Annotated in this window: 21 protein-coding genes, 1 pseudogene and 2 riboswitches; of the genes and pseudogenes, 5 read left to right on the top strand and 17 right to left on the bottom strand. The window is 33.0% G+C overall.

The window, feature by feature from the left end; translation table 11 throughout:
- Positions 1-32: 32 nt before the first annotated feature.
- Positions 33-1,019 (bottom strand): aspartate-semialdehyde dehydrogenase, encoded by a 987-nt coding sequence (locus tag BUB96_RS05720; protein WP_073297689.1) that lies wholly within the window; start codon positions 1,017-1,019, stop codon positions 33-35.
- Between the two features lie 18 nt (positions 1,020-1,037).
- Positions 1,038-2,246 carry an aspartate kinase gene (locus BUB96_RS05715; RefSeq protein WP_073297686.1) on the bottom strand — a complete coding sequence of 403 codons (1,209 nt, stop codon included), beginning with the start codon at positions 2,244-2,246 and terminating at the stop codon, positions 1,038-1,040.
- Between the two features lie 114 nt (positions 2,247-2,360).
- A riboswitch (Lysine riboswitch) is annotated at positions 2,361-2,537 on the bottom strand.
- Between the two features lie 185 nt (positions 2,538-2,722).
- Positions 2,723-2,888: riboswitch (M-box (ykoK) riboswitch) on the top strand.
- Positions 2,889-3,014: 126 nt separating this feature from the next.
- On the opposite strand from BUB96_RS05715, the gene BUB96_RS05710 reads away from it, so the two are divergent.
- A complete protein-coding gene (locus BUB96_RS05710; RefSeq protein WP_234945806.1) occupies positions 3,015-4,214 on the top strand; it encodes an FtsW/RodA/SpoVE family cell cycle protein in 1,200 nt (399 codons plus the stop codon).
- A 192-nt stretch (positions 4,215-4,406) separates the two neighbouring features.
- On the opposite strand, the gene trhO is transcribed toward BUB96_RS05710, so the two are convergent.
- Positions 4,407-5,378 carry an oxygen-dependent tRNA uridine(34) hydroxylase TrhO gene (gene trhO / locus BUB96_RS05705; protein ID WP_073297684.1) on the bottom strand — a complete coding sequence of 324 codons (972 nt, stop codon included), beginning with the start codon at positions 5,376-5,378 and terminating at the stop codon, positions 4,407-4,409.
- Between the two features lie 258 nt (positions 5,379-5,636).
- Between trhO and BUB96_RS05700 the strand changes: the two genes are divergently transcribed.
- The 3 genes from BUB96_RS05700 to BUB96_RS05690 all read left to right on the top strand — a co-directional run bounded on the left by BUB96_RS05700 (position 5,637) and on the right by BUB96_RS05690 (position 7,099).
- Positions 5,637-6,494, top strand: coding sequence for a hypothetical protein (locus BUB96_RS05700; protein WP_073297682.1), 858 nt, complete (start codon positions 5,637-5,639; stop codon positions 6,492-6,494).
- 109 nt (positions 6,495-6,603) lie between these two features.
- Complete coding sequence (gene relB, locus BUB96_RS05695) at positions 6,604-6,825, top strand: type II toxin-antitoxin system RelB family antitoxin (RefSeq protein ID WP_073297680.1); 222 nt, start codon at positions 6,604-6,606, stop codon at positions 6,823-6,825.
- Between the two features lies 1 nt (position 6,826).
- Positions 6,827-7,099 carry a type II toxin-antitoxin system RelE family toxin gene (locus tag BUB96_RS05690; protein WP_073297678.1) on the top strand — a complete coding sequence of 91 codons (273 nt, stop codon included), beginning with the start codon at positions 6,827-6,829 and terminating at the stop codon, positions 7,097-7,099.
- Between the two features lie 788 nt (positions 7,100-7,887).
- Here the strand turns inward: BUB96_RS05690 and BUB96_RS05685 are convergent.
- The 4 genes from BUB96_RS05685 to BUB96_RS10625 all read right to left on the bottom strand — a co-directional run bounded on the left by BUB96_RS05685 (position 7,888) and on the right by BUB96_RS10625 (position 10,949).
- Positions 7,888-9,606, bottom strand: a complete 1,719-nt coding sequence (locus tag BUB96_RS05685; RefSeq protein WP_073297676.1) for a Na/Pi cotransporter family protein — start codon at positions 9,604-9,606, stop codon at positions 7,888-7,890.
- A 213-nt stretch (positions 9,607-9,819) separates the two neighbouring features.
- Positions 9,820-10,341 carry a dihydrofolate reductase family protein gene (locus BUB96_RS05680; RefSeq protein WP_073297674.1) on the bottom strand — a complete coding sequence of 174 codons (522 nt, stop codon included), beginning with the start codon at positions 10,339-10,341 and terminating at the stop codon, positions 9,820-9,822.
- Positions 10,342-10,509: 168 nt separating this feature from the next.
- On the bottom strand, positions 10,510-10,710 hold the full coding sequence (locus BUB96_RS10630) for a hypothetical protein (protein WP_073297667.1): 201 nt from the start codon (positions 10,708-10,710) through the stop codon (positions 10,510-10,512).
- A 17-nt stretch (positions 10,711-10,727) separates the two neighbouring features.
- The gene (locus tag BUB96_RS10625; RefSeq protein WP_143274284.1) at positions 10,728-10,949 is read right to left on the bottom strand and encodes a BMP family ABC transporter substrate-binding protein; all 222 of its coding nucleotides are present in this window, start codon (positions 10,947-10,949) and stop codon (positions 10,728-10,730) included.
- Between the two features lie 172 nt (positions 10,950-11,121).
- Here BUB96_RS10625 and fabV point away from each other — a divergent pair, with 172 nt between their 5' ends.
- Positions 11,122-12,318 carry an enoyl-ACP reductase FabV gene (gene fabV, locus BUB96_RS05665; protein ID WP_200789048.1) on the top strand — a complete coding sequence of 399 codons (1,197 nt, stop codon included), beginning with the start codon at positions 11,122-11,124 and terminating at the stop codon, positions 12,316-12,318.
- 77 nt (positions 12,319-12,395) lie between these two features.
- Here the strand turns inward: fabV and BUB96_RS05660 are convergent, their stop codons facing one another.
- From BUB96_RS05660 to BUB96_RS05615, 10 genes and pseudogenes are all read right to left on the bottom strand, one after another.
- Positions 12,396-13,889, bottom strand: a complete 1,494-nt coding sequence (locus BUB96_RS05660; protein WP_084136891.1) for a WD40/YVTN/BNR-like repeat-containing protein — start codon at positions 13,887-13,889, stop codon at positions 12,396-12,398.
- Positions 13,890-13,967: 78 nt separating this feature from the next.
- Positions 13,968-15,671, bottom strand: coding sequence for a Na/Pi cotransporter family protein (locus BUB96_RS05655; RefSeq protein ID WP_073297665.1), 1,704 nt, complete (start codon positions 15,669-15,671; stop codon positions 13,968-13,970).
- Between the two features lie 205 nt (positions 15,672-15,876).
- A complete protein-coding gene (locus tag BUB96_RS05650) occupies positions 15,877-16,542 on the bottom strand; it encodes an XRE family transcriptional regulator (protein WP_073297663.1) in 666 nt (221 codons plus the stop codon).
- A gap of 187 nt (positions 16,543-16,729) precedes the next feature.
- The gene (locus tag BUB96_RS10405) at positions 16,730-16,885 is read right to left on the bottom strand and encodes a hypothetical protein (protein ID WP_159431725.1); all 156 of its coding nucleotides are present in this window, start codon (positions 16,883-16,885) and stop codon (positions 16,730-16,732) included.
- 29 nt (positions 16,886-16,914) lie between these two features.
- The gene (locus tag BUB96_RS05645; RefSeq protein WP_073297661.1) at positions 16,915-17,799 is read right to left on the bottom strand and encodes a helix-turn-helix domain-containing protein; all 885 of its coding nucleotides are present in this window, start codon (positions 17,797-17,799) and stop codon (positions 16,915-16,917) included.
- Between the two features lie 182 nt (positions 17,800-17,981).
- Positions 17,982-19,421, bottom strand: a complete 1,440-nt coding sequence (locus BUB96_RS05640) for a PTS transporter subunit EIIC (protein ID WP_073297659.1) — start codon at positions 19,419-19,421, stop codon at positions 17,982-17,984.
- A gap of 513 nt (positions 19,422-19,934) precedes the next feature.
- Positions 19,935-20,336: pseudogene (locus BUB96_RS10155) on the bottom strand (guanine deaminase); the annotation flags it as partial.
- Between the two features lie 241 nt (positions 20,337-20,577).
- On the bottom strand, positions 20,578-21,522 hold the full coding sequence (locus BUB96_RS05625) for a nucleoside hydrolase (RefSeq protein ID WP_073297645.1): 945 nt from the start codon (positions 21,520-21,522) through the stop codon (positions 20,578-20,580).
- A 192-nt stretch (positions 21,523-21,714) separates the two neighbouring features.
- The gene (locus tag BUB96_RS05620; RefSeq protein WP_073297643.1) at positions 21,715-22,743 is read right to left on the bottom strand and encodes a M42 family metallopeptidase; all 1,029 of its coding nucleotides are present in this window, start codon (positions 22,741-22,743) and stop codon (positions 21,715-21,717) included.
- A 134-nt stretch (positions 22,744-22,877) separates the two neighbouring features.
- A partial coding sequence (locus tag BUB96_RS05615) for an RNA-guided endonuclease TnpB family protein (protein WP_143274283.1) occupies positions 22,878-23,174 on the bottom strand: 297 nt, incomplete at its 5' end.

Below are 23,174 nucleotides of genomic sequence, written 5' to 3'. Positions count from 1 at the left end.
TTCGAGTTTTAATCTATTTTCTTCACAAAAAATTATTTTGTCTCTTCTTTAAGCAATTGATTCAATATTTGTACAGCGTTAAGAGCAGCACCTTTTAAAATATTATCACTTACTGACCAAACATGAAAAGTATTTTCTAAACTATTATCCTTACGAATGCGACCAACGATAATATCATCTTTGCCTGCAGCATCAATTGGCATAGGGTACTCTAAATGATCAGGATCATCTTTTAATGTAATACCTGGTTTATTTCTAAACACCTGTTTAACTTCCTTAACTGTAGGACTTTCTTCAAATGTCACGTTCATAGCAATAGAATGTGAAGATTTAACGGGAACACGAACACATGTAGCCGTGACGGGTAATTCAGGCAAGTCTAGAATTTTACGTGTTTCATCAATCATCTTTTCTTCTTCTTTAGTATATCCATTTTCTAAAAAATCATCGATATGAGGAAGAACATTATCATAAATGGGGTATGGATAATTTAATGGGTCTTCTCCACGCTCCCCACGGTTCAAGTCTTCAATCCCAGCCCAGCCAGATCCTGAAACAGACTGATATGTGGTATAGGCCACTCGAGTTAATCCAAAAGCATCTTGAAGAATTTTTAAAGGAGAGACTGATTGAATGGTTGAACAATTTGGATTCGCAATAATTTTCCTATCTAAAGAAGGGTGATTGACTTCTGGAACAATTAAATCAATTTCAGGATTCATTCGCCAAGCACTCGAATTATCAATAACGACTGCTCCGTTCTCTTCAAAAAGAGGAGAATAATGTAAACTTGTTTGGCCTCCAGCAGACATTAAGACATAATCAAAGGGCTCTTTAGTTGCTGCTTCAGTTAATTCCCGTACAGTTAACTCATAATCTTTAAATGGTATTTTTTTTCCTGCTGATCGTTTTGAAGCAAAGAGTACAAGTTCAGAGATTTCTATATTTTTGGTTTCTAATAATTGTAGGATAGTGGAACCCACTAACCCAGTTGCACCTATTACTGCTACTTTTGTCATAAATAATACCCCCATATGTTATAAATTAAAGGATTCGCAAAGAATATGTGTTGCTTTTTGATCATTCTCTGCATCAATTAAGAATGTAATACTAATCTGTGAGGTCGTCACTTGTGAAAAAGGAATCTCATTCTCAATTAATGTACGGAACACTTTAGAAGCGACTCCATGCATGTCGCGCATCCCTGCACCAATGACTGATAACTTAACAAATTCTTGGTTAATTATAACTTCGAGCTCTTGGTAGGACTCTTTTAAAACACTTGTCAGAGCTTCAATTTGAATTCGGTCATTATGTTTTGCTGTAAAGCTAAATTGCAAGTGTTTTTCATCATCAATTTGAGAAATCATATCAATATTGATTTCACTTTCATCTAATAAATTAAACAAATCATTCAATAATTTAAAGTCCGTCGTAGGGTAGGAGAGTGAGACTTGAATAACATCCTCATCTAAAGCTACCCCCGTTACAGCTTTTCTTTCTAACATTTTATCATCGGGCATGATCCATGTTCCTTTCTTATCTGATAATGTTTTTCCTATATATAATGGAATGTTATTATTAAAAGCAATTTCTACACATCTGGCTTCTAATACTCCAGCGCCAAGTGAGGACATTTCCATCATTTCAGCGGCGGAGATTTTGTCTATTTTTTTAGCATTTGAATAGACTCTTGGATCGGTACTATATATTCCATCGACATCTGTATAAATTTCACAGGGAATCTTTAAAATAGAAGCAATAGCAGCAGCTGTAGTGTCCGAACCACCACGTCCTAAGGTCGTCAATTCACCAAATTCATTAAATCCTTGGAAGCCAGCTACAATAATAATATCATTTAATTTAAAAAGTTCTAAAAACCGCTCAGCTGAGATAGAAGCAATTTTACTTTTTAAATGATGTCCAACGGTTTGAATTCCTGCTTGATAACCCGTTAAAGATTTAGATTTTATACTAAGTTCTTTTAAAGCCATTGAAAGATAAGCAATAGATTGTTGTTCTCCTGTTGTTAACAACATAGCCAAATCTTCTTGATTAGGATTATTTGTAATTTGCGCAACATTTTTAAGTAATTCGTCTGTCATTTTTCCCATCGCAGAAACTACAATAACAAGCTGTTCATCATGATCTACACGCTCTTTTAAATAAGCAGCTATCTTTTGAATTTTCTCAAAACTGCTGATACTTGATCCTCCATATTTCAGGACTGTGATATTACTTTTCATATGAATCAACCTCTTAATATTATTTTTTAGAAGAAAGATATGTATGATGAAAAATAAAGAGATAAATAAAAAACAAGCCGGAAACTTCCGCACTTGTTTAATAAATATATTTATTACAAGGGAAGCTCATCAACGCTAAATGCTCTGACAGTTTGCAAATTATTCATTTACAACCCAACACTTTATAAGCTGTAACTTGTAAAGTGTTTCGGCAAATTTCCCTTTCCATATTTGTAAATTACAGTTCAAACCCAAATACGTACTATTGTCCTTTGCGCCTCATCCAAAGAATATCTTTATTCAATTAAAGACAATTTAACAAAAATACGAATCAAAGTAAACTTAAATGAAAAATTATGGTTTTAGTGCTCTGGTTTTAGAACGAATTTTCCATAAAACGGATGATTTCTCGAAGAATCCGAAAGTTCCTTGACAGGTAAATAACAAGGTGCTAGAGTAGTCTTTGATGCTAATTAAATATATTTTGTTAGGTGAGGCTCCTATATGGATATATGCTACTGCCCAAAAATGTCGAGAGACGCCAATGGGTGAACAGGATAAGCCGAAATAAGGCAATCTTAATGTAGCTAAATTTATATTTTAACGACATATAGTGCTAAAACTCGACGAATGACGGATAAATTACATTAAAAAAATATTTTTTCTTGATTTCTGAATTTCGAGCCTGCACTGATATTTTTAGTGTGGCCTTTTTTTAATTAAAACACAAATAAATGACTAGAAGGATGCTTAGCAGGAGTGAAAAAAGTGAATAACAATAAAGAAAGAACATCCAGAATAGATTATGGAATCATACTCTGTATTATGTTATTAGCAATTATCGGCCTTTTTTCATTATATTCAACAACAGTAATGATTCAGGGCGAAGGAATAAGGATGACCCTAATGCAGTTCATTTGGTACATAATAGGTACAGGAGTAGCAGCAACAGTGATGCTCTTTGATTCTGAGCAACTTTGGAAAATAACGGATTACTTATATTGGATAGGAATTGTTGTATTAGTCCTTACCTTAATTTTTTATGATCGTAGCTTAGCGGCAACTGCAGGAGCTAAACGATGGGTCAGTATACCTATAATAAACTTTATGCTGCAGCCTTCGGAATTTGTTAAATTTCCATATATCTTAATGTTAGCTAAAACTACAACTTTGCATAACACTAAATATATAAATCGAACCGTAAAAAGTGATTTTCTCTTACTAGGAAAGTTAATTTCATGGTCAATTCTACCTTTATTTTTAATTATGTTACAACCAGATTTAGGGACTACTTTAGTCTTTGCTGCGATTCTCGGTGGAGTGATTCTGTTATCGGGGATTCAATGGAAAATTTTGCTACCCATTATATTATCTGTTTTATTAGTAGCCGTTGGAGCTGTTTATTTAGTAGTTTATAACCGAGATATTTTAAAAAATTTGTTTGGGCTTCGTGAATACCAATTCTTGAGAGTAGATACATGGCTTGACCCTTATCACGATACAACAGCTACTTCTTATCAGGTCACCCAAGGATTTAAAGCAATAGGGTCTGGGGGAATTATTGGTAAAGGTTTAGGGGTTTCTGAAGTCTATGTTCCTGTTCGAGAATCCGATATGATTTTTACAACAATAGGAGAGAACTTTGGTTTTTTAGGGGGTTCCTTTTTAATCTTTATTTATTTTGTCCTTGTATATAATATGGTGAAAATTGTTTATGATACAAAAAACGAATTTTATGCCTACATTGCAACAGGAGTTATAATGATGATTGTGTTCCATGTGTTAGAAAACGTAGGAATGAATATAGGTTTATTACCGGTAACCGGGATTCCACTTCCTTTTGTTTCTCAAGGAGGATCTTCTTTACTTGGAAATATGATTGGAATTGGATTAGTCATGTCTATGCGATTTCATCATCGCTCTTATATGTTTTCTGGTGAAGGTGAAGATTTTCACTCTGGAATATAGAAGAGATAAACGAGTAAAAATGTGCTAGAACTAGTTGTTATTAACAACGACGTAAGTTTTACTCGTAAAAAAAATCTTTTAAAACCCATTACAGAAGCATTTGTATTAGTTTCTAATCACAACTAATTTCGTATATTAAAATTCCTCTTATCCTAAATGTTTACTTAAGGATAAGAGGAATTATTTTATATTTTAGCGAACTTCTTCATACAGAGACTCTCCGATATTATTTAATCGTTCTTCCCATTCATTTTCTGTAAGATTGTGTTCTGTTACGTAACGATTTCTAGGGTGCTTTCTACATTCAGCTGTACAGCCTCGAAGATATTTATCTTCATTTTCTTTACTCATAAGGACTTGTTCATTACAGTCTGGATTTGCACAGTTCACATAACGATCACAAGGAGTTCCATCATAATGATCTTTTCCTACAATAGTAGGATCTACTTGATTAATTGGTACGGATATACGTTCATCAAAGACATACATACTTCCTTCCCAAAGTTCACCTTGAGTTTCTGGATCTTTTCCGTAAGTATCAATTCCACCTTGTAATTGACCTACCTCTTTAGCAAGGCCTTCTCTTAGCATCCAGCCAGAGAATTTTTCACAACGAACGCCTCCAGTACAATAAACAACGACTTTTTTATCCATGAATTGTTCCTTATTTTCTTTTACCCAATTTGGTAAATCACGGAAATTTCTAATTTCAGGGCGTAGGGCTCCTTTGAAATGACCTAAATCATATTCATAATCATTTCGTGTATCCAAAACAATTGTATCTTCATCTAATATTGCCTCTTTAAATTGTTGAGGTTTTAAATATTCTCCCGTTATTTCATCAGGATCAATATCCTCTTCGAGGCTCAATGAAACAATTTCTTCGCGATAACGTACATGCATTTTTTTATGCGCATAATCATCTGCTTTATCTTCCTTAAACCATACATCTTCAAAGCCTGGAAGAGAATGTAAAAATTCTTTATATTTTTCAGTTTGTGCGATTGTACCTGAAACAGTACCATTAATTCCTTCTGCACCAACAAGAATACGTCCTCTTAATCCGATACTTTTACAGAATTCGAGGTGTTCATCTCTAAAAGTTCCCGGATTTTCAATCGGCTCATATTTATAGTAGAGTAGTACTCGATAATCTTTTGACATAATAAATATTCCTCCTTGTAGTTGCAAGCTACAAAAAATAGTTTGATTCTTTTTACATTATATAACTATAAAGCATGAGATACAAACGAATCAAGTAAAGTGTACAATTCATTTGAAAAAAATAATGAAATCAATGTACTATTAATAATTTATTTATTATCACTTAAGCATTATAATTTTAAATAGTACAGATATCAGGTAAAGTATAATTAACACATTAATAGATATGTACATAATATGTTTAAAAAGGAGAAGATAATGAATAAAAAAGGACTTATAATTTTTTCGAGTTTATTTTTGTTAGCAGCGTGTGATAATGGGGAGACTACAGATCCAAAGGAAGAACCTGTACCAGAGGAAACGATAGTAGAGGGGACTGAAGGGGAAAACGAAGTCCCAGAGCCAGAAGTAGAAATTCCTGCTCATACATATAACAGTTTAGTAGATGAGACCACTTTTACAGAAGAACCTGGCTTACAAGCCTGGGAAGATTACAAGGCAATCATCGATGACGTTGATCTTGGTGAAATAAGTATTATTAATGGGGAAGATCCTAATTTTGATGAATTAAATGGAACTACTAGCGAAGAAATCCAAGATCTAGTGGATTCTATTGGGATAAGAGAAGATGTTTTTCAAGATGAAGTAGAAGTTAGTGAAAACGAAAAATTAACTTTTTACCGTTATCCACCTGCAGAAGATAGTGAACATACAGAAACAGCTCAATTTTTAGCAGAATTAACTTTTTACTATGCAGATGATAATCTCATGTTCTCATCGATTACACCCGGATTTTATTCCGTAGAGATGACTGATCTTCCATCTGCCAACGATCTCATGACATTGATGACCGTATCCGAAATAGAAGATTTAAATCCAAAAGTCTATACAATTGCTGAGATGCAAATTAACGATGAAAAGATTCAGCAGGTGATGACACCAGCGATGGATGTTAATGAAGAGGGAAGTGAGGAGCTGATGGCTTTTTACTTCTTTACCAAGGATGATGAGATTATTCAGTATGCATATCTTCCTTTTGAGATGGTCAGTCAAGACTTTCCTACCAACTCAATTTTACTGTATTATCAGTTAGTTCCTGAGCTAGAAAATTTGTAAAACTTTTATAGAAGTTTTCTAATTACGAATACAACAAAACACAAATGTGTTGACTACATTTGTGTTTTGTTGTATTATACTATTGAATAAAAATAAAGGAGTGCTTTAAATGGCAACTATAACGGTTAGAGTATCTGAATCTGAGAAACAATTTTTAGATGCAATGGCAAAGTTTGAAGGCAAAAGTTTGTCTGAATTATTAAAAACAACCACCTTAGAAAATTTAGAAAACAGATATGATGCAATTGTTGCAGAGAAAGCATACGAGGAATATCTAGTTGATCCAGTAACTGTAGATCATGATGATTTAATGAAAGAATTAGAGTTATAGGATGAGGGAAACTTATAAACTAAAATACTCTCAACGGTTTGTTAAGCAAATTAAAAAGATGGATAAATTTGTACAGAAAAATATTATGAATTGGCTTGATTTGAATATTCAAAATACAAATAACCCTAAAAATCATGGTAAAGCTTTAGTTGGTAATCACAAAGGAAAATGGCGCTATCGTATAGGAAATTACCGCGTGATATGTGTTATTGAGCAAGAACAATTAATTGTTCTTGCTCTTGAAGTCGGTCATCGTAATAAAATTTATAAATAATTATAAAAAGCATTTCAACAGCAACAAGCTAGAAATGCTTTTTTAGTATATATAGAAAATCTATTGATGAATAATATTTATAACTAACTTTAAGTGTATGTTGGTTAATAATGACGTAAAATGTAGCAATAAAGTCTTTAATTCATATTTAATAGATATCAAAGAAATATATTAGAAAAGATAGGTGCTTAAAATCAAAGATACATTGACCATTTATAAGAATTTTATACATATAACTCAGTATAATATATATTATGTAAACCTAATTAATAAAAATATAAATCCCCATCTAAGTTTCATTTGAAATACCTTTTACCCCTCTTTTTGCTCTCTTTTGAGATAATTTTGTAACTTTACATCGTTTTTTTCTCTTGTCAACGATCTTTCCTCTTATTACAGATTAAATTCTAAGAAAAAATTACTTTAATTTTCTCTTAGAAAACTTTCTGCTAATAAACTTTAATATTTTATAACACATCATCTTTAATTATCGATACTATATCTTTAATAATTATAATTAATAATTTCAGAATCTTAAGACGTCTCTGAGCTCATTTCAAATTTGATTGTTGGTGTCTATCCACCAGATCCTCTTAAAATGCTTGGAATAGTTGGAAATATCCCTTAAAATTGACTATCAACTACTAATCTAGATTTTGTATTTTATCTCAGGTATTTTACTTTTTAATAAACTTAGTATTTATAGTAATTCTCGAAGGAATAATTATACGAGAATTACTATTTTTTTATATGCAGATCCTGGAGATTCATTATAAAGTGAATTAAGATTAATTTTTTACTGTTTTCTTTTCTTTTTCAATAGCTTCTAAGGCTTCTGTTTTGCTTCCAGTTGTAGATCTAATCGAAAAGGCAAGATTCACAATATGACCTGACATTCTTTCAAATGAAAATAAGATGGCATAAAGTATCTTCGATACCCCAACAGGATACTCACCTGAATTTAGACGTACTACATGTTCGTTTCGAGCAAATGATATTAATTTCTCAACCTTCTTTTGAAGTTCTGCAATTTCACTAAAATGTTCTGTTTCACGCGTTCTAAATGCATCAAACCCTAAGTCAAACATATGCGAAATAAGTTCATAAATTTCACTAAGCTCTTCTTTTGTCTGATCTAAAAACTCCCAATCATTTTCCTTCATATCGCTGGTTCCATTAAGTAATATGATTGCATAGTCACCAAGTCGCTCGATATCATTGGTTACATTATGCAAGCTCCCCATTAGCTCTTCATTGCTAGAAGATTGGGTAACTCCTGAAATTTTAATATAATAGCGAGAAAGACTGATTGCTAAAAAATTAATTCGCTCTTCAACATCGTTGATTTGTTTCTTTTCACTCAGGTCTTCATTAATTAATGCTTTAAAAGAACGATCCATATTTTCCTTTGCAAGAGTTGCCATATCATAGGTTTCTTTTAATGCTTGTTCAATTGCCATGGAAGGTGTTTTCAAAAAACGGTCATCAATATAGGCTAATTCTTGCTGGTCTTCACCCTCACCCTTATCCTTGAACATTTTATTGACTAAATCTACCAGCGGATCAAGAAAGAAAAGCAATACTAAAGTATAAATCGTGTTATAAATAAAGTTATAAGTTGCAAGACTAAATTGAGGTCTTCCAGGGAATAAATTTTCAAACAATCCAACAATAGGCTCTCTGAAAAGAAGCAAAATAATCGTAAAAGCTAATGCTCCTATTGTACTTGTGATCAAATGAAACAGGGCAATTCGTTTCCCTTTGGCATTCGTGGTCAAAGAAGCCATAATCCCATCGGAACAAGTTCCAACATTTGCTCCCATCACTAGAAAGAATGATTGATCTATATTTTGAATAACTCCTGTAGCTAAGAAAGCAATGAAAACTCCGGTTGCTGCAGTTGATGATTGTATAATACCTGCAAAAAGAATTCCTAATAATACGAGTAAAAAAGGATTTTGCATAATGTCATATTTAAATACTTTAGAAAGTTCGATACTTAAAGTCGAATCTGCGCCACCAAGTGCCACTTCCATAACTTCCATTCCAATAAACAGCATCCCAAATCCGATTAAAAAAGGAGCAAATTTATTAAGCATTGCATTTTCAGTAGAGAAGATTATCATAACACCGATAAATGCTAAAGAGGCAAAAACATAACTAATATTAAAGGCTCCGGTACTTAGTCCTGAAAGAGCAAATATAAATGCCGTAAGAGTAGTACCGACCTTTGATCCTAAGATAAATCCAGCCCCCTGTTGGACGGTTACAATATTTGCATGGGCAAGTCCAATAGTCATAATTGAAGTGGCAGAAGATGACTGAACAAGTGCTGTAGCCCCTATTCCAATTCCGTAATTAATCCCTCTATTTTTATCCATTTTTTTAAAAAGATTTCGGATTCCTGATCCTGCATTTTGTTCTAGACTGGAGCTCATTAATTTCATACCATACATAAATACAGCAACTCCGCCTAACATAAACAGTACATCCATTAAAATTTCCATGATTTTTCTCCCGCTTTCTCTCCTGTTTTTTCTTCTGGTTAATTATTCCTCTCTTTCACTTTTGATTCCATTTCATATCTTCTTATAAATAATTTCCTGAATAAAGATGGCGCTTTCTTTATTTTTAAAAAGAAATCACTAAATTTCAGACGAAGACTAACCGTTCTAAAAAAATAGCTTTCGTTTTCTAGTGCTTACTATTGAAATCAATAATTATAAAGAGTTATTTTTACTGTAAATTAATTCTGCAAACGGTCCATACTTTTTAACTTCCTCTAGACAAAAATGCTTCAAGCCTTCCTCTTGAGAAAACAACGGTATCCCTTTCCCTAATAATACAGGAGCAACTTGGATAATCATATAATCAACCATTTCATTATCTAAAAGAGGGGCTAATATCGTGTTTCCTCCAACAATCCAAATGTTTTTATCTTGTTCTATTTTCTTCACAAAATGAACTACATTTTCGTTCTTAGGAATAAAGGTTTCGGCTGGCAAATTCTCAGAATGTGTAAATACATAATTTTTAGTTGTTGGATATATCCTACTAATATTCTCCATCTGTTCAATTTCCTCAAATGTTCTTTTACCCATGATTGTAATGTCCATACTCTTATAGAAGCTTTCGTAATCCGTTTGTGTAACTGTTCCAGATTGATGAAGCCAGTCAAGACGATGGTTCTTATCAGCAAGATAACCATCTAGTGTCACACAACCATAAAAATATATACTCAATTTTTAACACTCCTTTAAGGTACCTTAAATTGTTAACAACAAAATGGTAATCAGACTTTATTAATCAATATATTGTTATTTTTAAAAAGTAATTATTCTATTAATAAATAATTATATACTAAGAAAGATTGCGTTGATAGTAGATCGTTCGATAATGCTTAGTTTATTTTATTGAAGAGATTCAGGAACATTTATTTCCTCATAAATAATTTGCTGTTCTGCTATTGCAACTGCTTTTTTTATTTCATCAGATAGGCTTGTTTTAACAACTCCGACATCCCCATCTTCTAAGTTACTCACAATATGTTCGCCACCATGAAAATTATCGTCCATCGTATCATTTGCTTCATTTTCAGCAGCTCTACCCAACTCTTTTAATGTTGAGGTTAAAACAAAGTTCCCCTCTTTCTATTCGCCCTCTTCTGATTGGTCACGACCAACTCCAATAACTCAAATATCTTTGTTTGCCCTGATTCTAATCGATTACGCGTCTCAGTATTTACTCCATTTCCTGCATTACCTGCCGCATGAAAAATAACATCCACATCATTAGCATACATCGCACTCGCTGTTTGTTGGGCAAGGCCAGCATCAGAGAACGACTCAATTTATTGTGCATCAACTTCTATCGCAGGGTCTATGGATTTCACTCCCGCTTCATACCCCGCCTGAAACTTTTCAATATTTATGTAACTTGGCCCCAACTAAATCAATGATTTGGCTATATCCTTTAAACGATTTCTGTTATTCTAGTACTAACATATTGTATGGAGGTTCATCATGATCAAATTCGAACAAAAATTGCGTGGGAATGTTTCATTAAGCGTGAATCCAATTGGGTGTAAACAAGAAATTCAAAATCAAATAAACTATGTAAAAGAACAAGGAGCCTATGAAGGACCTAAAAAGGTGTTAATCATTGGTGCTTCCTCTAGTTATGGTTTAGCTACACGGATTAGCTTAGCTTTTGGTGCAGGAGCTGACACGATCGGTTTATCTTTCGAAAAAGGACCTAAATCTGAGAAAAATTTAGGCACAGCGGGTTGGTATAATAATATTTACTTCAAGCAAGCTGCTGAAAAAGAAGGATTAATTGCGAAGAATTTCGTTCAAGATGCTTTTAGTCACGAAACCAAACAAGACGTCATTCGTTATATTAAAAAAGAATTTGACGGCAAAGTTGATTTAGTTGTTTATAGCTTAGCTTCAGGGATACGTTTTGATCCGGATACTGGTGAACGAATATCCTCTGTAATTAAATCAATCGGCCAAGAAGTTGTGGGACCAAATGTTAATATGCAAAAACAAGAGTTTTATGAACAAACATTAGAACCGGCTACTGAAGAGGAAATTGAAGATACAGTGAGTGTTATGGGTGGCGAAGATTGGTTACTGTGGATGAAAGCTTTAAAAGAAGCGGATGTCCTCGCTGAAGGTATCCAAACTGTTAATTATTCCTATTTAGGTTCCGATTTAAACAAACCCTATTATGGAGAAGGTACATTGGGACAAGCGAAAGCAGATTGCGAAGTAAAATCCGCAAAAATTAATGAGCTTTTAGCAGACATCAATGGAAAATCAACTATTGTTGTAGCAACAGCTGTCACAACAAAAGCTAGTTCAGTTATCCCCTTCTTTCCTGTTTACTGTATGGGGCTTTATCGAGTGATGGCCGATAAAGGGACGCATGAAACACCGATTATGCATCAAGATCGTATTTATCGAAAGATGCTTTATGGCAATCATCCCGAATACGATGAAGAAGGCCGTCTCCGTCCAGATAGTTGGGAATTAGACCCTGAAGTACAAGCAGAAACAGAGAAGCTAATTAATAAAATTAATGCCGATAATTTTAACACGGACCTTACGGGTTATAGTATATTTTTAAAAGAATTCGCAAACTTAAGCGGCTTTCAAGTTGAAGGATATCAAGAAGAAGAAATTACACTGGAAGAATTACAAGCATTAGAATATTAAAAAAATAGATAAAAAAGATATTAATTTATAAAAATAGGACACTCCTTTAAAAGAGTTGTCCTATTTTTAATTTATAATCAACGTTCGATTTCTACAAATTCAAACGTTTGTCCTCGATCATCAGAAACATAGGAAGCTTTTGCATCTTTTTGATAGTCTCCATCAGCCCCTTGATTTACATATAAGATTAGTTGCCCATTAGATTCGATAGGCATTTCCGGAAAATCAAAGGGCTCAAATTCTGCTCCATTTTGTGTAACAGAGACTGAAGGAAGTTCAACCGGCTCAAAGGTCACCCCACCATCTGATGTTCTAAATAAATCAGCTTCATTTCCACCATTATGAGATAATGCAATAAATCCAAGTTCTTCGTCGATGAATGTTAAACCTGCAGCAATTCCTGCCCGATCAAGAAAAGGAGCTTCATTATGCATGGTCCAGGTAAGCCCTCCATCTTCCGTTTTTCTTAATCCATAAAATCGACTGCCTAAAGCAGCATCAATTTCCACAAGTTGATAACCAATCTTTTCATTTAGAAAATATTCCTCTGCGATCGCTTCTTCTGGAAAATAATTTGGATCTGCTTCTTGGGCTTCTTCTTTAGCTTTTTGTTCTACGTATTTTTCAATAGCTACAGGATCGTAAGAAACAAAATTAAATTTTAAATATGCCAGTTCAGAACCATCAGTTTCATGTATCTTAAAGGAATACCCCACATAATCGTCAGTACTATAAGGTATATCAAGGAGACCTTCTTCATTATAGTATTGATTTTTCCATTCCATATTGTTGGGGCTTACTTCAAAACCCGCATAATTTAATTCAAAGAGTTCTACATCTAATTCTTTAAATATTTCATCTAAAGGGATCACTTCTAAACCATCTATTAAAGGTTGAAGTAACTTGTCTTTATCATAAGTAGCTTCTAGGTAATTGTCTAAATAAATCTGGAGATTTTGGTTTTTCTTTTCATCATAAGACAATAAAAAAGTATCTGTCTCCCCTTTTGTATTTTTACCATATATGAAACCATAAAATTTAGTGATTTGTCCCTCTTTAGTAAAAGAAAGATCGACTTCATTTGATAGATATAACTCATCAGGCAATTCAACTTTCTGATTTACATCTTCAATCAGTCCGAGTAAACCATCCTCATAAATATTTTTACGAGTAAAAGGAACTTCTCTTTCTGAACGGATCTGCTGAATAACCCATGACAATTTTCCATTATATGGAATAGCACTTTGGTAAATGTCATACCCGGTATACGAAGTGATGAAAATAAACGCCAGCACTGTCAAGCCAAACCACCATTTACTGGTTTGTATCATTTTAAGTGAATCCTTTGAAAGTTCTATTTGATTTGACTTCGATTTTTGCTTTCGCATTTTGAAAAAAGAATAAATAAACCAAATAATAAGAAGGGATAACATAAAAATGATGATCGGCACTCTTCTTTTAACACCACCATAACGTGCAAGCTCCGCTAAATAGTAACAGGCTAGCCCATAGATAATAATAACCAAAGGATTTAATATGATTGCTCGTTTAATATCTTTATTCTTTCTCATTAGTTTCCTTTCTACTTAAAATCTCTAATTAAAAATGAAAAAGACAAGACATGACATCTTGTCTTTTATTCATAAGTTTTAATTTGCCGGTTCTTTTAATTCGACCCCTATTGTTGGAGCGTCTGGACTTTGGAAAGGATAACGAGAACCTTCAGCATGTCTTGCTATTCTTACGGCATGGTCACTCATTCGTTCTAGACTAGAAACAATATCCACAAACATAATACTATCTGAAGGACGGCCCACGCCTTGATTTAATAGATCAATGTATTTATCACGTAGTTGCTCTTCTAAGGCATTAATTTCTTTTTCTCTTTCCATAACCTTATTTGTTAATTCACGGTTATTTGTTATAAAGGATTCTACAGCTTCTTTAATATTTTGTTCAATTAAAGTAAACATACGGAGGACGTCTTCATCGAATAAAAATTCCGACGCTTCGCTATTTTTGGCTGATTTCTTAGCTAGTATATTTCCTTCCTTCACATTAGTTAAAATATGTACTGCATGATCTCCAATACGTTCTAAATATTTGGTGACTTCAACTAACGTAGTATGTTCATTTGAATTTTTTAATGGAAGTTCAGTTGTAGAAATTAGCATTAAATATTCGGTTAATTTCATATCAATTTCATTGGTAATTTCCTCGAGTTTAGATGCTTTATCAAAATCTTTTTCATCTCGATTTTCAAAATATTTATAGGTTGTATGCACTTCATCCATTACAATTTCACTCATGTGTTCAATTTCTAATTTAACTTGATTTAAAGCCATAGTAGGTGCTGATTGAATTAAACTTTGATCTAAACGAGTATCATCATAACTGAGGATTTCTGGTTCGCCAGGAATGATTCGCGTAACAAAGTCTGCAATTTGATTGATAAACCACATTTGAACGAAAACATTTAATATATTAAATAACCCATGTGCAAAAGCAATCTGCATAGCAGGACTTAAATTTAAATAATCTGCAATAATAACGATAAGCGATGTAAAAGGATTTAATAATAACATAACAATAATTGTACCCACTAAGTTAAAAATAACATGTGAGGCAGCAGTGCGTTTGGCAACAATACTTGTTCCTAAAGCAGCTAATACAGCCGTAATTGTCGTTCCAATGTTACTTCCAAATAATATGGGCAAAGCAGCATTTAAAGTCATTGTCCCATGTAAGAACATTTCTTGAAGAATACCAATTAAAGCACTGGAACTTTGAACAACAAGAGTTAAGACCGTTCCTACAGAAACGCCTAATAATGGGCTGTCAGAAAACTTAATCATAAGTTCTTTGAATTGAGGAAGATCTTCTAATGGAGCCATTCCCGAACCCATCAACTCTAAACCAATAAAAAGTGCTCCAAAACCCAAAATAATTTTACCAATATTTTGTATAATTGCTTTTTTAGAAAAGAAAATCATAAAGGAACCAACAGCAATAATAGGTAAAGCATAAGATCCAATATCAATACCGATAATAAAGGCCGTAATCGTTGTCCCAATATTTGCTCCCATTATAACACCAATAGCTTGTCTTAAAGACATAAAACCGGCACTAACTAAACCAACTGTTAATACTGTTGTAGCTGAACTACTTTGAATGAGAATAGTCACTACCGCTCCAGCTAAAATAGAACGTAAAGGTGTTGAAGTAAAAGTATTTAAAATAGAACGCAAATTATCGCCAGCAGCTTTTTGCAACCCCTCTCCCATGAAATTTAATCCAAATAAGAAAATTCCCAAGCCGCCTAGAAATTCAAATAGCATATCTTGAATGTTCATATCTTTCCTCCAATAGTAAATTACTTAATATTTGATTGCTATAACTATACAGTCTCTTTAATTATATCGTTTTTGCACATTAAAACAATGCTATCATCAAAAATAATTCAATATAAATTCATACTTGTTCTTGTCTTAAAATAATTCAAAAAAGCTATTCAAAAAGATGAATAGCTTTTAAATGTTATTTAATTAGGGGTATTTATTAATCAAATTTACGAAAGACATAAACAATTTTTCCAATAACTTCTACCTGTTCAAACTGTTCTTTGGAGTAAGTTAAGGTTTCAAAACCATTCAAATGTGAGAAAGGCTCAAGATAAATCATAGAATCTGTCTTTTTGAATAGCAAGATTCTATAATTATCCTCCATTTTAATAATAAGGATACTTCCGCTATCTAAATGTAAGTTTTCAGCTTTTGTAGCATCTAAAACAACCACATTATCTCCACTGTTGATTCGGCGATTAAAAGAATCGGTCCGAACCTCTGTGACAAAATATTTATCCGGATCTTCTTCTAAAACATATTGTGGAACTTCTATTTGAGGGATAGACTCTTTCTCAGAAGGTGAAAGAATCTTATCTTGATAGTTCACATTTAAAGTGCCAATAATATTTATTTTAGCTGTATTATGAACATCTTCTGTAATAAAATAGGTTGGTGACTCTTTCAATCCTAAAAGATAATCAGTAGAAACTTCAAAATAAAGCGCTAATTTCTTTAAATCATTTGCTGGTGGTAATGCTTTATCTGCTTCCCATTTTGAAATGGTGGTATAAGTTTTATAACCTAATTCATTCGCTAGCTCTTGCTGGCTTTTTTTACGATGAATTCTTAATTCTCTAATTCTCTCTCCCGAAGTTATCATTTAATCATTCCTTTCATTTGAACTAACGAAAATATTTAAAAATAACAACAATTTAAAAAGTCTGCTGACCTGTTGTTATTTTTGTTTTAACCATTATATTCTGCAGACAAAGTCTCAAAAAAACTCTTATTTAGTTTTAGATTATTTCTGAGCAAAGATAAATTATATTGATTTATTTTACATTCGACTAGGCATTTCTAACAATTTCTATTTTTTCAAATGTTTGTGTAAACTCGACTGGGGGTAGTTTTGGTCCAAAAGGAATAACTTTTGAAAAAAAGCCAAAACTAAAAAATGATAGCACAATGACGGCAAACATTCTTTTATTTAAAGATTTTTTCATGCTAGAACCTCCTATCTATATTTTGAAATTTATTTATAATAATCGATGGGAATAACTTTTTGCAATAAATGGTTAATTTCTTTAATTTCTAATTGCGTCATTACCTTAAATTTAATATTATTTTGTATTTCGAAAATACTGAGGGCTAGTTGGTTACTTTTTTTAGCTTCTTCTAAATGTCCAAGTTTTCTAAGAACAAAACCCTTAGTGTGGTATAAATCTCCAAGTAAATACATGGAATCTTCTATAATAAGTCTTTCAATTGCTTGAATGATATAATCTAAAGCTTTTTTATCTTCATCATATTCTTCCAATGTTAAGGCATAGTTAAATAATAGTTTTGTTTGAACCATATAATCAATATTATCTTCTATCATACTAACAGCATGTTGAAAAACATTTAACGCTTGCTTAAACTCATTACCTTGATAATAGATAACTCCAATGGCATTTAAAATCTCAATGGCAAGTTCGTCTTCTAAATTAAGCAATGGTATTTCTGTCAATATTTTTAAAGCTTTATCTTTTTGATTGTATAATTTATCTTGTAAAGAAGCATTCATCCAAGTGAAGAAGGCTTGATCATTTTCATTGTTTGTATTATTGATGAGTATTTTATTTTGTTCTAGAATTTTTTCAATATAATCATAATCTCTTCTGGTTAACGCTCTTCTTATATTTCTTTTAAGCTCATCTATTTCATTATCATATCTTGTCTTATACGCTAAAGTACTAAGTTCTTTATCATTAAGTTGTAAACGACTTCCAAGTTGTTGTAATATAGAATTTTGAGGTACGATATCTCCTTTTTCAATTCGACTAATTAAAGCTTGAGTACATATTCCTTCAGAAAGTTCTTTTTGAGTTAAACCTAGTTCTTTTCGTTTAGATTTAATTAAACTTCCAAAATCCATATCGTTCCTCCTTTACTTTTTCGAATATAATTATATATTAACAAATATTCAAAAGCAAAGCTTTGACTTTTCTTTTATTAAGGTTTAGCTCTTTTATGTGATAAAGTTTGTGTTCATGGAATATATAAAAGCCCAAGACATCTTGTCTTGAGCTTTTATAAAAATATTAAATTTGTTTATTTTTAGACATTGGTCAAATCTTCTTCTTTAATCACTAATCGAGTAATAATGAAACCAGCAATATAGGAAATAAGTAACCCGATCCCAAAATGTAACATAGAACTTGTTCCTTGCATAAGCGGAAGTGCTACCCATCCGGATGGTCCCCAAGCACTGGCAGTAACGCCCATCATCATCACATAAGCTCCACCAAAACCAGCACCTAATCCAGCTGTAACAAAAGGTTTACCCATGGGAAGAGTAACCCCGTAAATAAGCGGTTCTCCAATCCCTAAAATTCCGGCTGGTAAACCACCGGCAATAACACCTTCCATTCTTTTATCATTGGCTTTCTTTGCGATCATATAAATAGCAATAGCGGCACCAACTTGACCAGCTCCCGCCATAGCTAGTACTGGGAATAAACTAACCCCACCTAATGTTTCTAGTTGGATCGCATAGATAGGAATTAATCCATGATGTAATCCTAGTAAAACCATTGGCAAGAAAACAGCGGCTAGAATATAACCGGATAAAATACTGACTATCGTATTTTCAGAACCTATAAAAATACTGAGGAAAGAAACAAGCCAATCTGATAAAACTCCTGATACTGGCATAACAATGAACACCATAATTAATCCTGCAATAAGCAAGGTAATCACTGGTGAAAGCATAATATCTAATACATCTGGTATGCGTCTACGGACGAATTTCTCTATCTGAGCTAATATCCAAACGCCAATAATTACACCGATGATCCCTCCCTTACCTGTTGTCAATATGGAGTTCAGAGGTTCTTCGGCATCATATAGACCAAAGTGAGTAGATAAGTCAATTAGTGGCGCAGCAATGGACATTGCTCCAAGCATACCACCTAATGCTTCAGTTGCTTTAAACTCTTTAGCTGCATTTACCCCAGTAAAGACTGCAAAATAACCTAAAAAACTATTACCAATAAGAGCAAAAAATGTTTGTGTAACTTCCCAGAAAGCACCATTTATAGTTCCTTCTCCAAGCATTGTTCCAATCAAACTACTAAATCCTTGGAACAGTCCTGCAGCAATAATAGCAGGAATCATCGGTATAAAGATATTAGCTATCGTTTCTAGTGTTTTTTTACCTCTACCTTTACTTTGACGATCTTTTATATCTTGTTTGGTATCCCGCCAATCTTCTGTTTCAGTCTGAGCCTCTGGGTTTTCAGGAATTTTATGTTCGGTCACTAATAATTCAGTAAGTTTTCGAGCTGTCCCAGGACCAACAACAATCTGAAGTGTTTCTGCATCAACTACTCCCATTACGCCTTCAATATTCTCAAGTTGTTCTTGGTTCACTTTACTATCATCATTTAACTGAATACGCATGCGTGTCATGCAGTTTGTTGCAGAGCGAATATTATTTATTCCACCTACGTTTTGTAAGATATCATTTAACAAGTCTTCGTTTGTTCTTTTTGCCATCTGTAATTCCTCTTTTCTTTAAGAATTTTTGAAAGTGGCCTCTACTCTTTTAACTAAACAACACCCCTCCTTAACTTTTATATAAAACGCTTTCTATAAATTGTATTATAGCATATAAAAGATATAATTTCATATATTACTAGTTAATTATGAAATTTTGTACCTTTTATTTAAAAAAGCTCAAAAATAAAATCTTGAGCTTTTTGGAGGATTTATCTACATCATTTATTATTTGGGATTAGAATTAATTTATTTAATAAAATGGCAACTATTGCACTAACAGCTATCGCGAACTCAAGAAATACTGAATAATTTGTGGTGCTGATTCGATAACTTCATTTGGTAATAAAATTAGCCCCATCGTAAGTATTAAAGGAATCCCTACAATATAAATAGCCCAATTAGTTGTTTAATCCTCTCGATCTCCTTTTATCTTTTATGAACTAGATGGCCTTGAACATAAACTTCTTTAATATTTGCCTGTGTAGATAGATATAAAATCCGTTGTAAAATATATTCACCTTGAGGAATATTTTTCCCATATTCTCCTACTTCTTGAATAAATTCTTCTGTTTCATGCAAAGCAATTTCTGGTGATTCATCACGATAAAAATCCAGAGTTCCTTCTTTATCATCCATCACAACTTTCCCAACTAATGCACGCTATACAGGTTTTGCAGAAATTTTAACCAATTCTAGATTAGTTTTTTTATGAATCGTTCCAAAATATAGCGCAGTTGTTGTCCCTCGTGCCAGTAATTGTTGAATAAGATCTGAATAAACAAGACGTGCAAAATCTATATCTGCATATTTCGCTTCAAGCGGAAAGCTATGTTCATCCAGCCATACATCTAAAGGAGCATCTAAAGCAATACCTGCCTGTGGCCACTGTGGCGCATGAAAATAAGAATCTAAGATGACTTTTGTTATTTCAGTCATAAAGTAATAAACTCCTTTGTTGATGAATTATCTGTACTTTAGCATAGGAGATCATTAAAAATAAACGATAATTATATAAAATGGATATTCATTACTTTAAACGATATAAAGAAGAACTATTTACATATTTAAAAAATATGATTCGTGTTCTTTATAAAAAAATAAAAATAACCTCGTACTTTAATGTACGAGGCAAAAATTTCATTTAATTTTTAAATTAGTTTAATACTTTTTCTATTGCTTCCATAAAGAAAGACAGAAATTTAGTGTGATCAATTTGAATACAAACTTCTGTGGAAGGATTTTTCTGATTTAGTTTTTCGTAATTTCCAATCGTGCGACCTTTTGCAGGTCCTTTCAATTCAACGGTTAAATCAATCGCTAATGTTTCAGCTAATTCTGGATATAAGGCAATACCGACAGCTAGAGGATCATGTAACGCACAACCGTCAAAACCTAGTTGTTCTTTATAAGATTTAAAGTAATAGTCTGTCATTTCCGCTATTGCTTGACTGTGGTTAGTATTATATTTCCACCATTCCTCTGTTTCTTTTTGAGTAAGTATTGTTCGCATTGTGACGTCAAGGCCTACTATTTTTAAAGGTAAATTACTTTCGAAAATTGTTTTAGCTGCTACTGCATCTTCTATAATATTTGCTTCTGCAAAGCTCGTTACATTCCCAGGAACCGTCAAGGCTCCTCCCATAATGACAATTTCTTCAATTTGAAGAAAGGCTTCAGGATTTTTCTTATAGGCATGGGCTAGATTTGTTAACGGGCCTACACAAACAATTTTCAATTCTTTACCATACTTAAGCGCCGCTTCTATCAAATAGTCAACAGCCGTTTCCTTTTCGGGTTTATATGCTGAAATTTCAATTTGGATATCACCGATTCCATTTTTTCCATGAATTCGAGAAGTGACTTCCCGACGAATGTATTTTTCATCAGATAGACTATGGAGAGAACCTTTATATACTGGAATATCTGCTGTATTGATTAATTGAAGAATATCCAATGTATTCTGTGTCGCCTCATTCAGATCAATATTTCCATAAGTTGTGGTGATTCCGATTACTTCTGCTTGCTCATCTCCCATAGCGTATAAAATCGCTAAAGCATCATCAATTCCAGTATCGACATCTAAAATTATTTTTTGCAATGACTACCCATCCTTTAAATTCTTTTTATATGAATTATATTTACCTTTAGCTCGTCTATTTCTACTTATTTTTTTATTTAAAGAGTTTATACTAATGTATTCTCTTCAAATGAGATAGCTAACCCAATAAAAAAAGCTACTAATCTATGCTAAAGTAGCTATAAATTAGCAGTTTCTTTATTTAGTTTTTAACTAATGTTTGATATATTCGGAAATTAATTTAAACGTATTTTCTAAGGCATCTGTGTGTGTTCTTTCCATCCCATGACTACTTGAAACACCAGGACCGATTAGTGCAGCTCGAATGTTAGCTCCACCGCTTAGTGCTGCGGATGCATCACTACCGTACATTGGATAAATGTCTACTGCAAAGTCTAAATCTTTGTCTTTTGCATGATTGATTAATTGCGTAGTTAAATCATAATCATAAGGACCAGATGAATCTTTTGCACAAATAGAAACATCAAATTCTGTACAAGCTAAATCAAGACCAATTGCTCCCATATCTACAGCTAAAAGTTCAGTAATATCTTCAGGAATCCAGGAAGCTCCATGCCCCACTTCTTCATAAGTTGAAAATATAAATTTCAAATTTGTAGCTGGAACAATATCTTTTTCTTTGATTATTTTTAATATACTGACTAAAAGTGCAACGGAAGCTTTATCATCTAGAAATCTTGATTTGATAAATCCAGAATCTGTTACAACCACTTTAGGATCATAAGCAACGATATCACCGTTTAGGATTCCAAGCTTATCGACTTCTTCCTTATTCTTTACGGCTTCATCTAATTTAACAACTAAGTTGTCAATATCTCGTTTCTTAGTAGAAGCATCTTTGTAAACATGGATGGATGGAGATTTTGATAAAATTGTTCCTGTATAAACTTTATCGTCTCGAGTGATAATTTCACAATACTCCCCATCAAGTGTGGGTGTTAAAGGACCACCTAATGTAGTAAGAGCCAAAGTTCCATCGCTATTCACGGAACGAACCATCAAACCTAAGGTATCCACATGAGCACTCAGACCGCGAGTTTGGGATGAGTCTTGACCGTCTACTTGAATAACTAAATTTCCTTTAGGGGTTCTTTCTGTTTCATAACCAATTTCTTCAATGCTATTTTTTAAAAAATCTATTGCCTTTTTTGTATAACCGGTAGGACTATTAATAGATAATAATTCAACTAAAAACGAAACCGTTTCTTCTTTATTAAACATATATATTTAATCTCCGTTCTGTTTTGTGAGTTAATTCATTGTAAAGCTATTATACTTGAACTACTCCACCTTAAATCCTTTGGATTTTGAAGATAGAGATTCCTAAGAACTCCAACCTACTGGTCGGATTTTGATTAGGCTAACCCCGTAGTCCCTACGGTCTTGGAAGCTAAAATTCTTAAGGCTTCCTGTTTCAGATTTATGCTTGCGTTAATATCCCTGTCCTGATGAGCATGGCACTCTGGACATTTCCATTCACGAATAGTGAGATTCTTAACGGCTTTATTTTGATAGCCACACTCAGAACACAGTTGACTGGACGGGAAATTCCGTGCAACAACGACAAGTTCTTTCCCGTACCATTTTGCTTTGTATTCAAGCATGTTACGAAATTCTGCCCAACTCACTTCTGAGATGGCTTTGGCTAATTT

It is taken from the genome of Atopostipes suicloacalis DSM 15692 (assembly GCF_900129085.1).
Classification (GTDB): Bacteria; Bacillota; Bacilli; order Lactobacillales; family Carnobacteriaceae_A; genus Atopostipes; species Atopostipes suicloacalis.
This window is presented reverse-complemented; position numbering and strand designations above follow the sequence as displayed.

What these genes read in the sequence shown, in the direction of transcription:
- BUB96_RS05715 (WP_073297686.1), bottom strand. Translation starts at nt 2,246, where the DNA reads ATGAAAAGTAATATCACAGTCCTGAAATATGGAGGATCAAGTATCAGC.
- BUB96_RS05620 (WP_073297643.1), bottom strand. Translation starts at nt 22,743, where the DNA reads ATGTTTAATAAAGAAGAAACGGTTTCGTTTTTAGTTGAATTATTATCT.
- relB (WP_073297680.1), top strand. Translation starts at nt 6,604, where the DNA reads ATGGCAACTATAACGGTTAGAGTATCTGAATCTGAGAAACAATTTTTA.
- BUB96_RS05720 (WP_073297689.1), bottom strand. Translation starts at nt 1,019, where the DNA reads ATGACAAAAGTAGCAGTAATAGGTGCAACTGGGTTAGTGGGTTCCACT.
- BUB96_RS05645 (WP_073297661.1), bottom strand. Translation starts at nt 17,799, where the DNA reads ATGGATTTTGGAAGTTTAATTAAATCTAAACGAAAAGAACTAGGTTTA.
- fabV (WP_200789048.1), top strand. Translation starts at nt 11,122, where the DNA reads ATGATCAAATTCGAACAAAAATTGCGTGGGAATGTTTCATTAAGCGTG.
- BUB96_RS05685 (WP_073297676.1), bottom strand. Translation starts at nt 9,606, where the DNA reads ATGGAAATTTTAATGGATGTACTGTTTATGTTAGGCGGAGTTGCTGTA.
- BUB96_RS10405 (WP_159431725.1), bottom strand. Translation starts at nt 16,885, where the DNA reads ATGAAAAAATCTTTAAATAAAAGAATGTTTGCCGTCATTGTGCTATCA.
- trhO (WP_073297684.1), bottom strand. Translation starts at nt 5,378, where the DNA reads ATGTCAAAAGATTATCGAGTACTACTCTACTATAAATATGAGCCGATT.
- BUB96_RS05700 (WP_073297682.1), top strand. Translation starts at nt 5,637, where the DNA reads ATGAATAAAAAAGGACTTATAATTTTTTCGAGTTTATTTTTGTTAGCA.
- BUB96_RS05660 (WP_084136891.1), bottom strand. Translation starts at nt 13,889, where the DNA reads ATGAGAAAGAATAAAGATATTAAACGAGCAATCATATTAAATCCTTTG.
- BUB96_RS05655 (WP_073297665.1), bottom strand. Translation starts at nt 15,671, where the DNA reads ATGAACATTCAAGATATGCTATTTGAATTTCTAGGCGGCTTGGGAATT.
- BUB96_RS05690 (WP_073297678.1), top strand. Translation starts at nt 6,827, where the DNA reads ATGAGGGAAACTTATAAACTAAAATACTCTCAACGGTTTGTTAAGCAA.
- BUB96_RS05650 (WP_073297663.1), bottom strand. Translation starts at nt 16,542, where the DNA reads ATGATAACTTCGGGAGAGAGAATTAGAGAATTAAGAATTCATCGTAAA.
- BUB96_RS05640 (WP_073297659.1), bottom strand. Translation starts at nt 19,421, where the DNA reads ATGGCAAAAAGAACAAACGAAGACTTGTTAAATGATATCTTACAAAAC.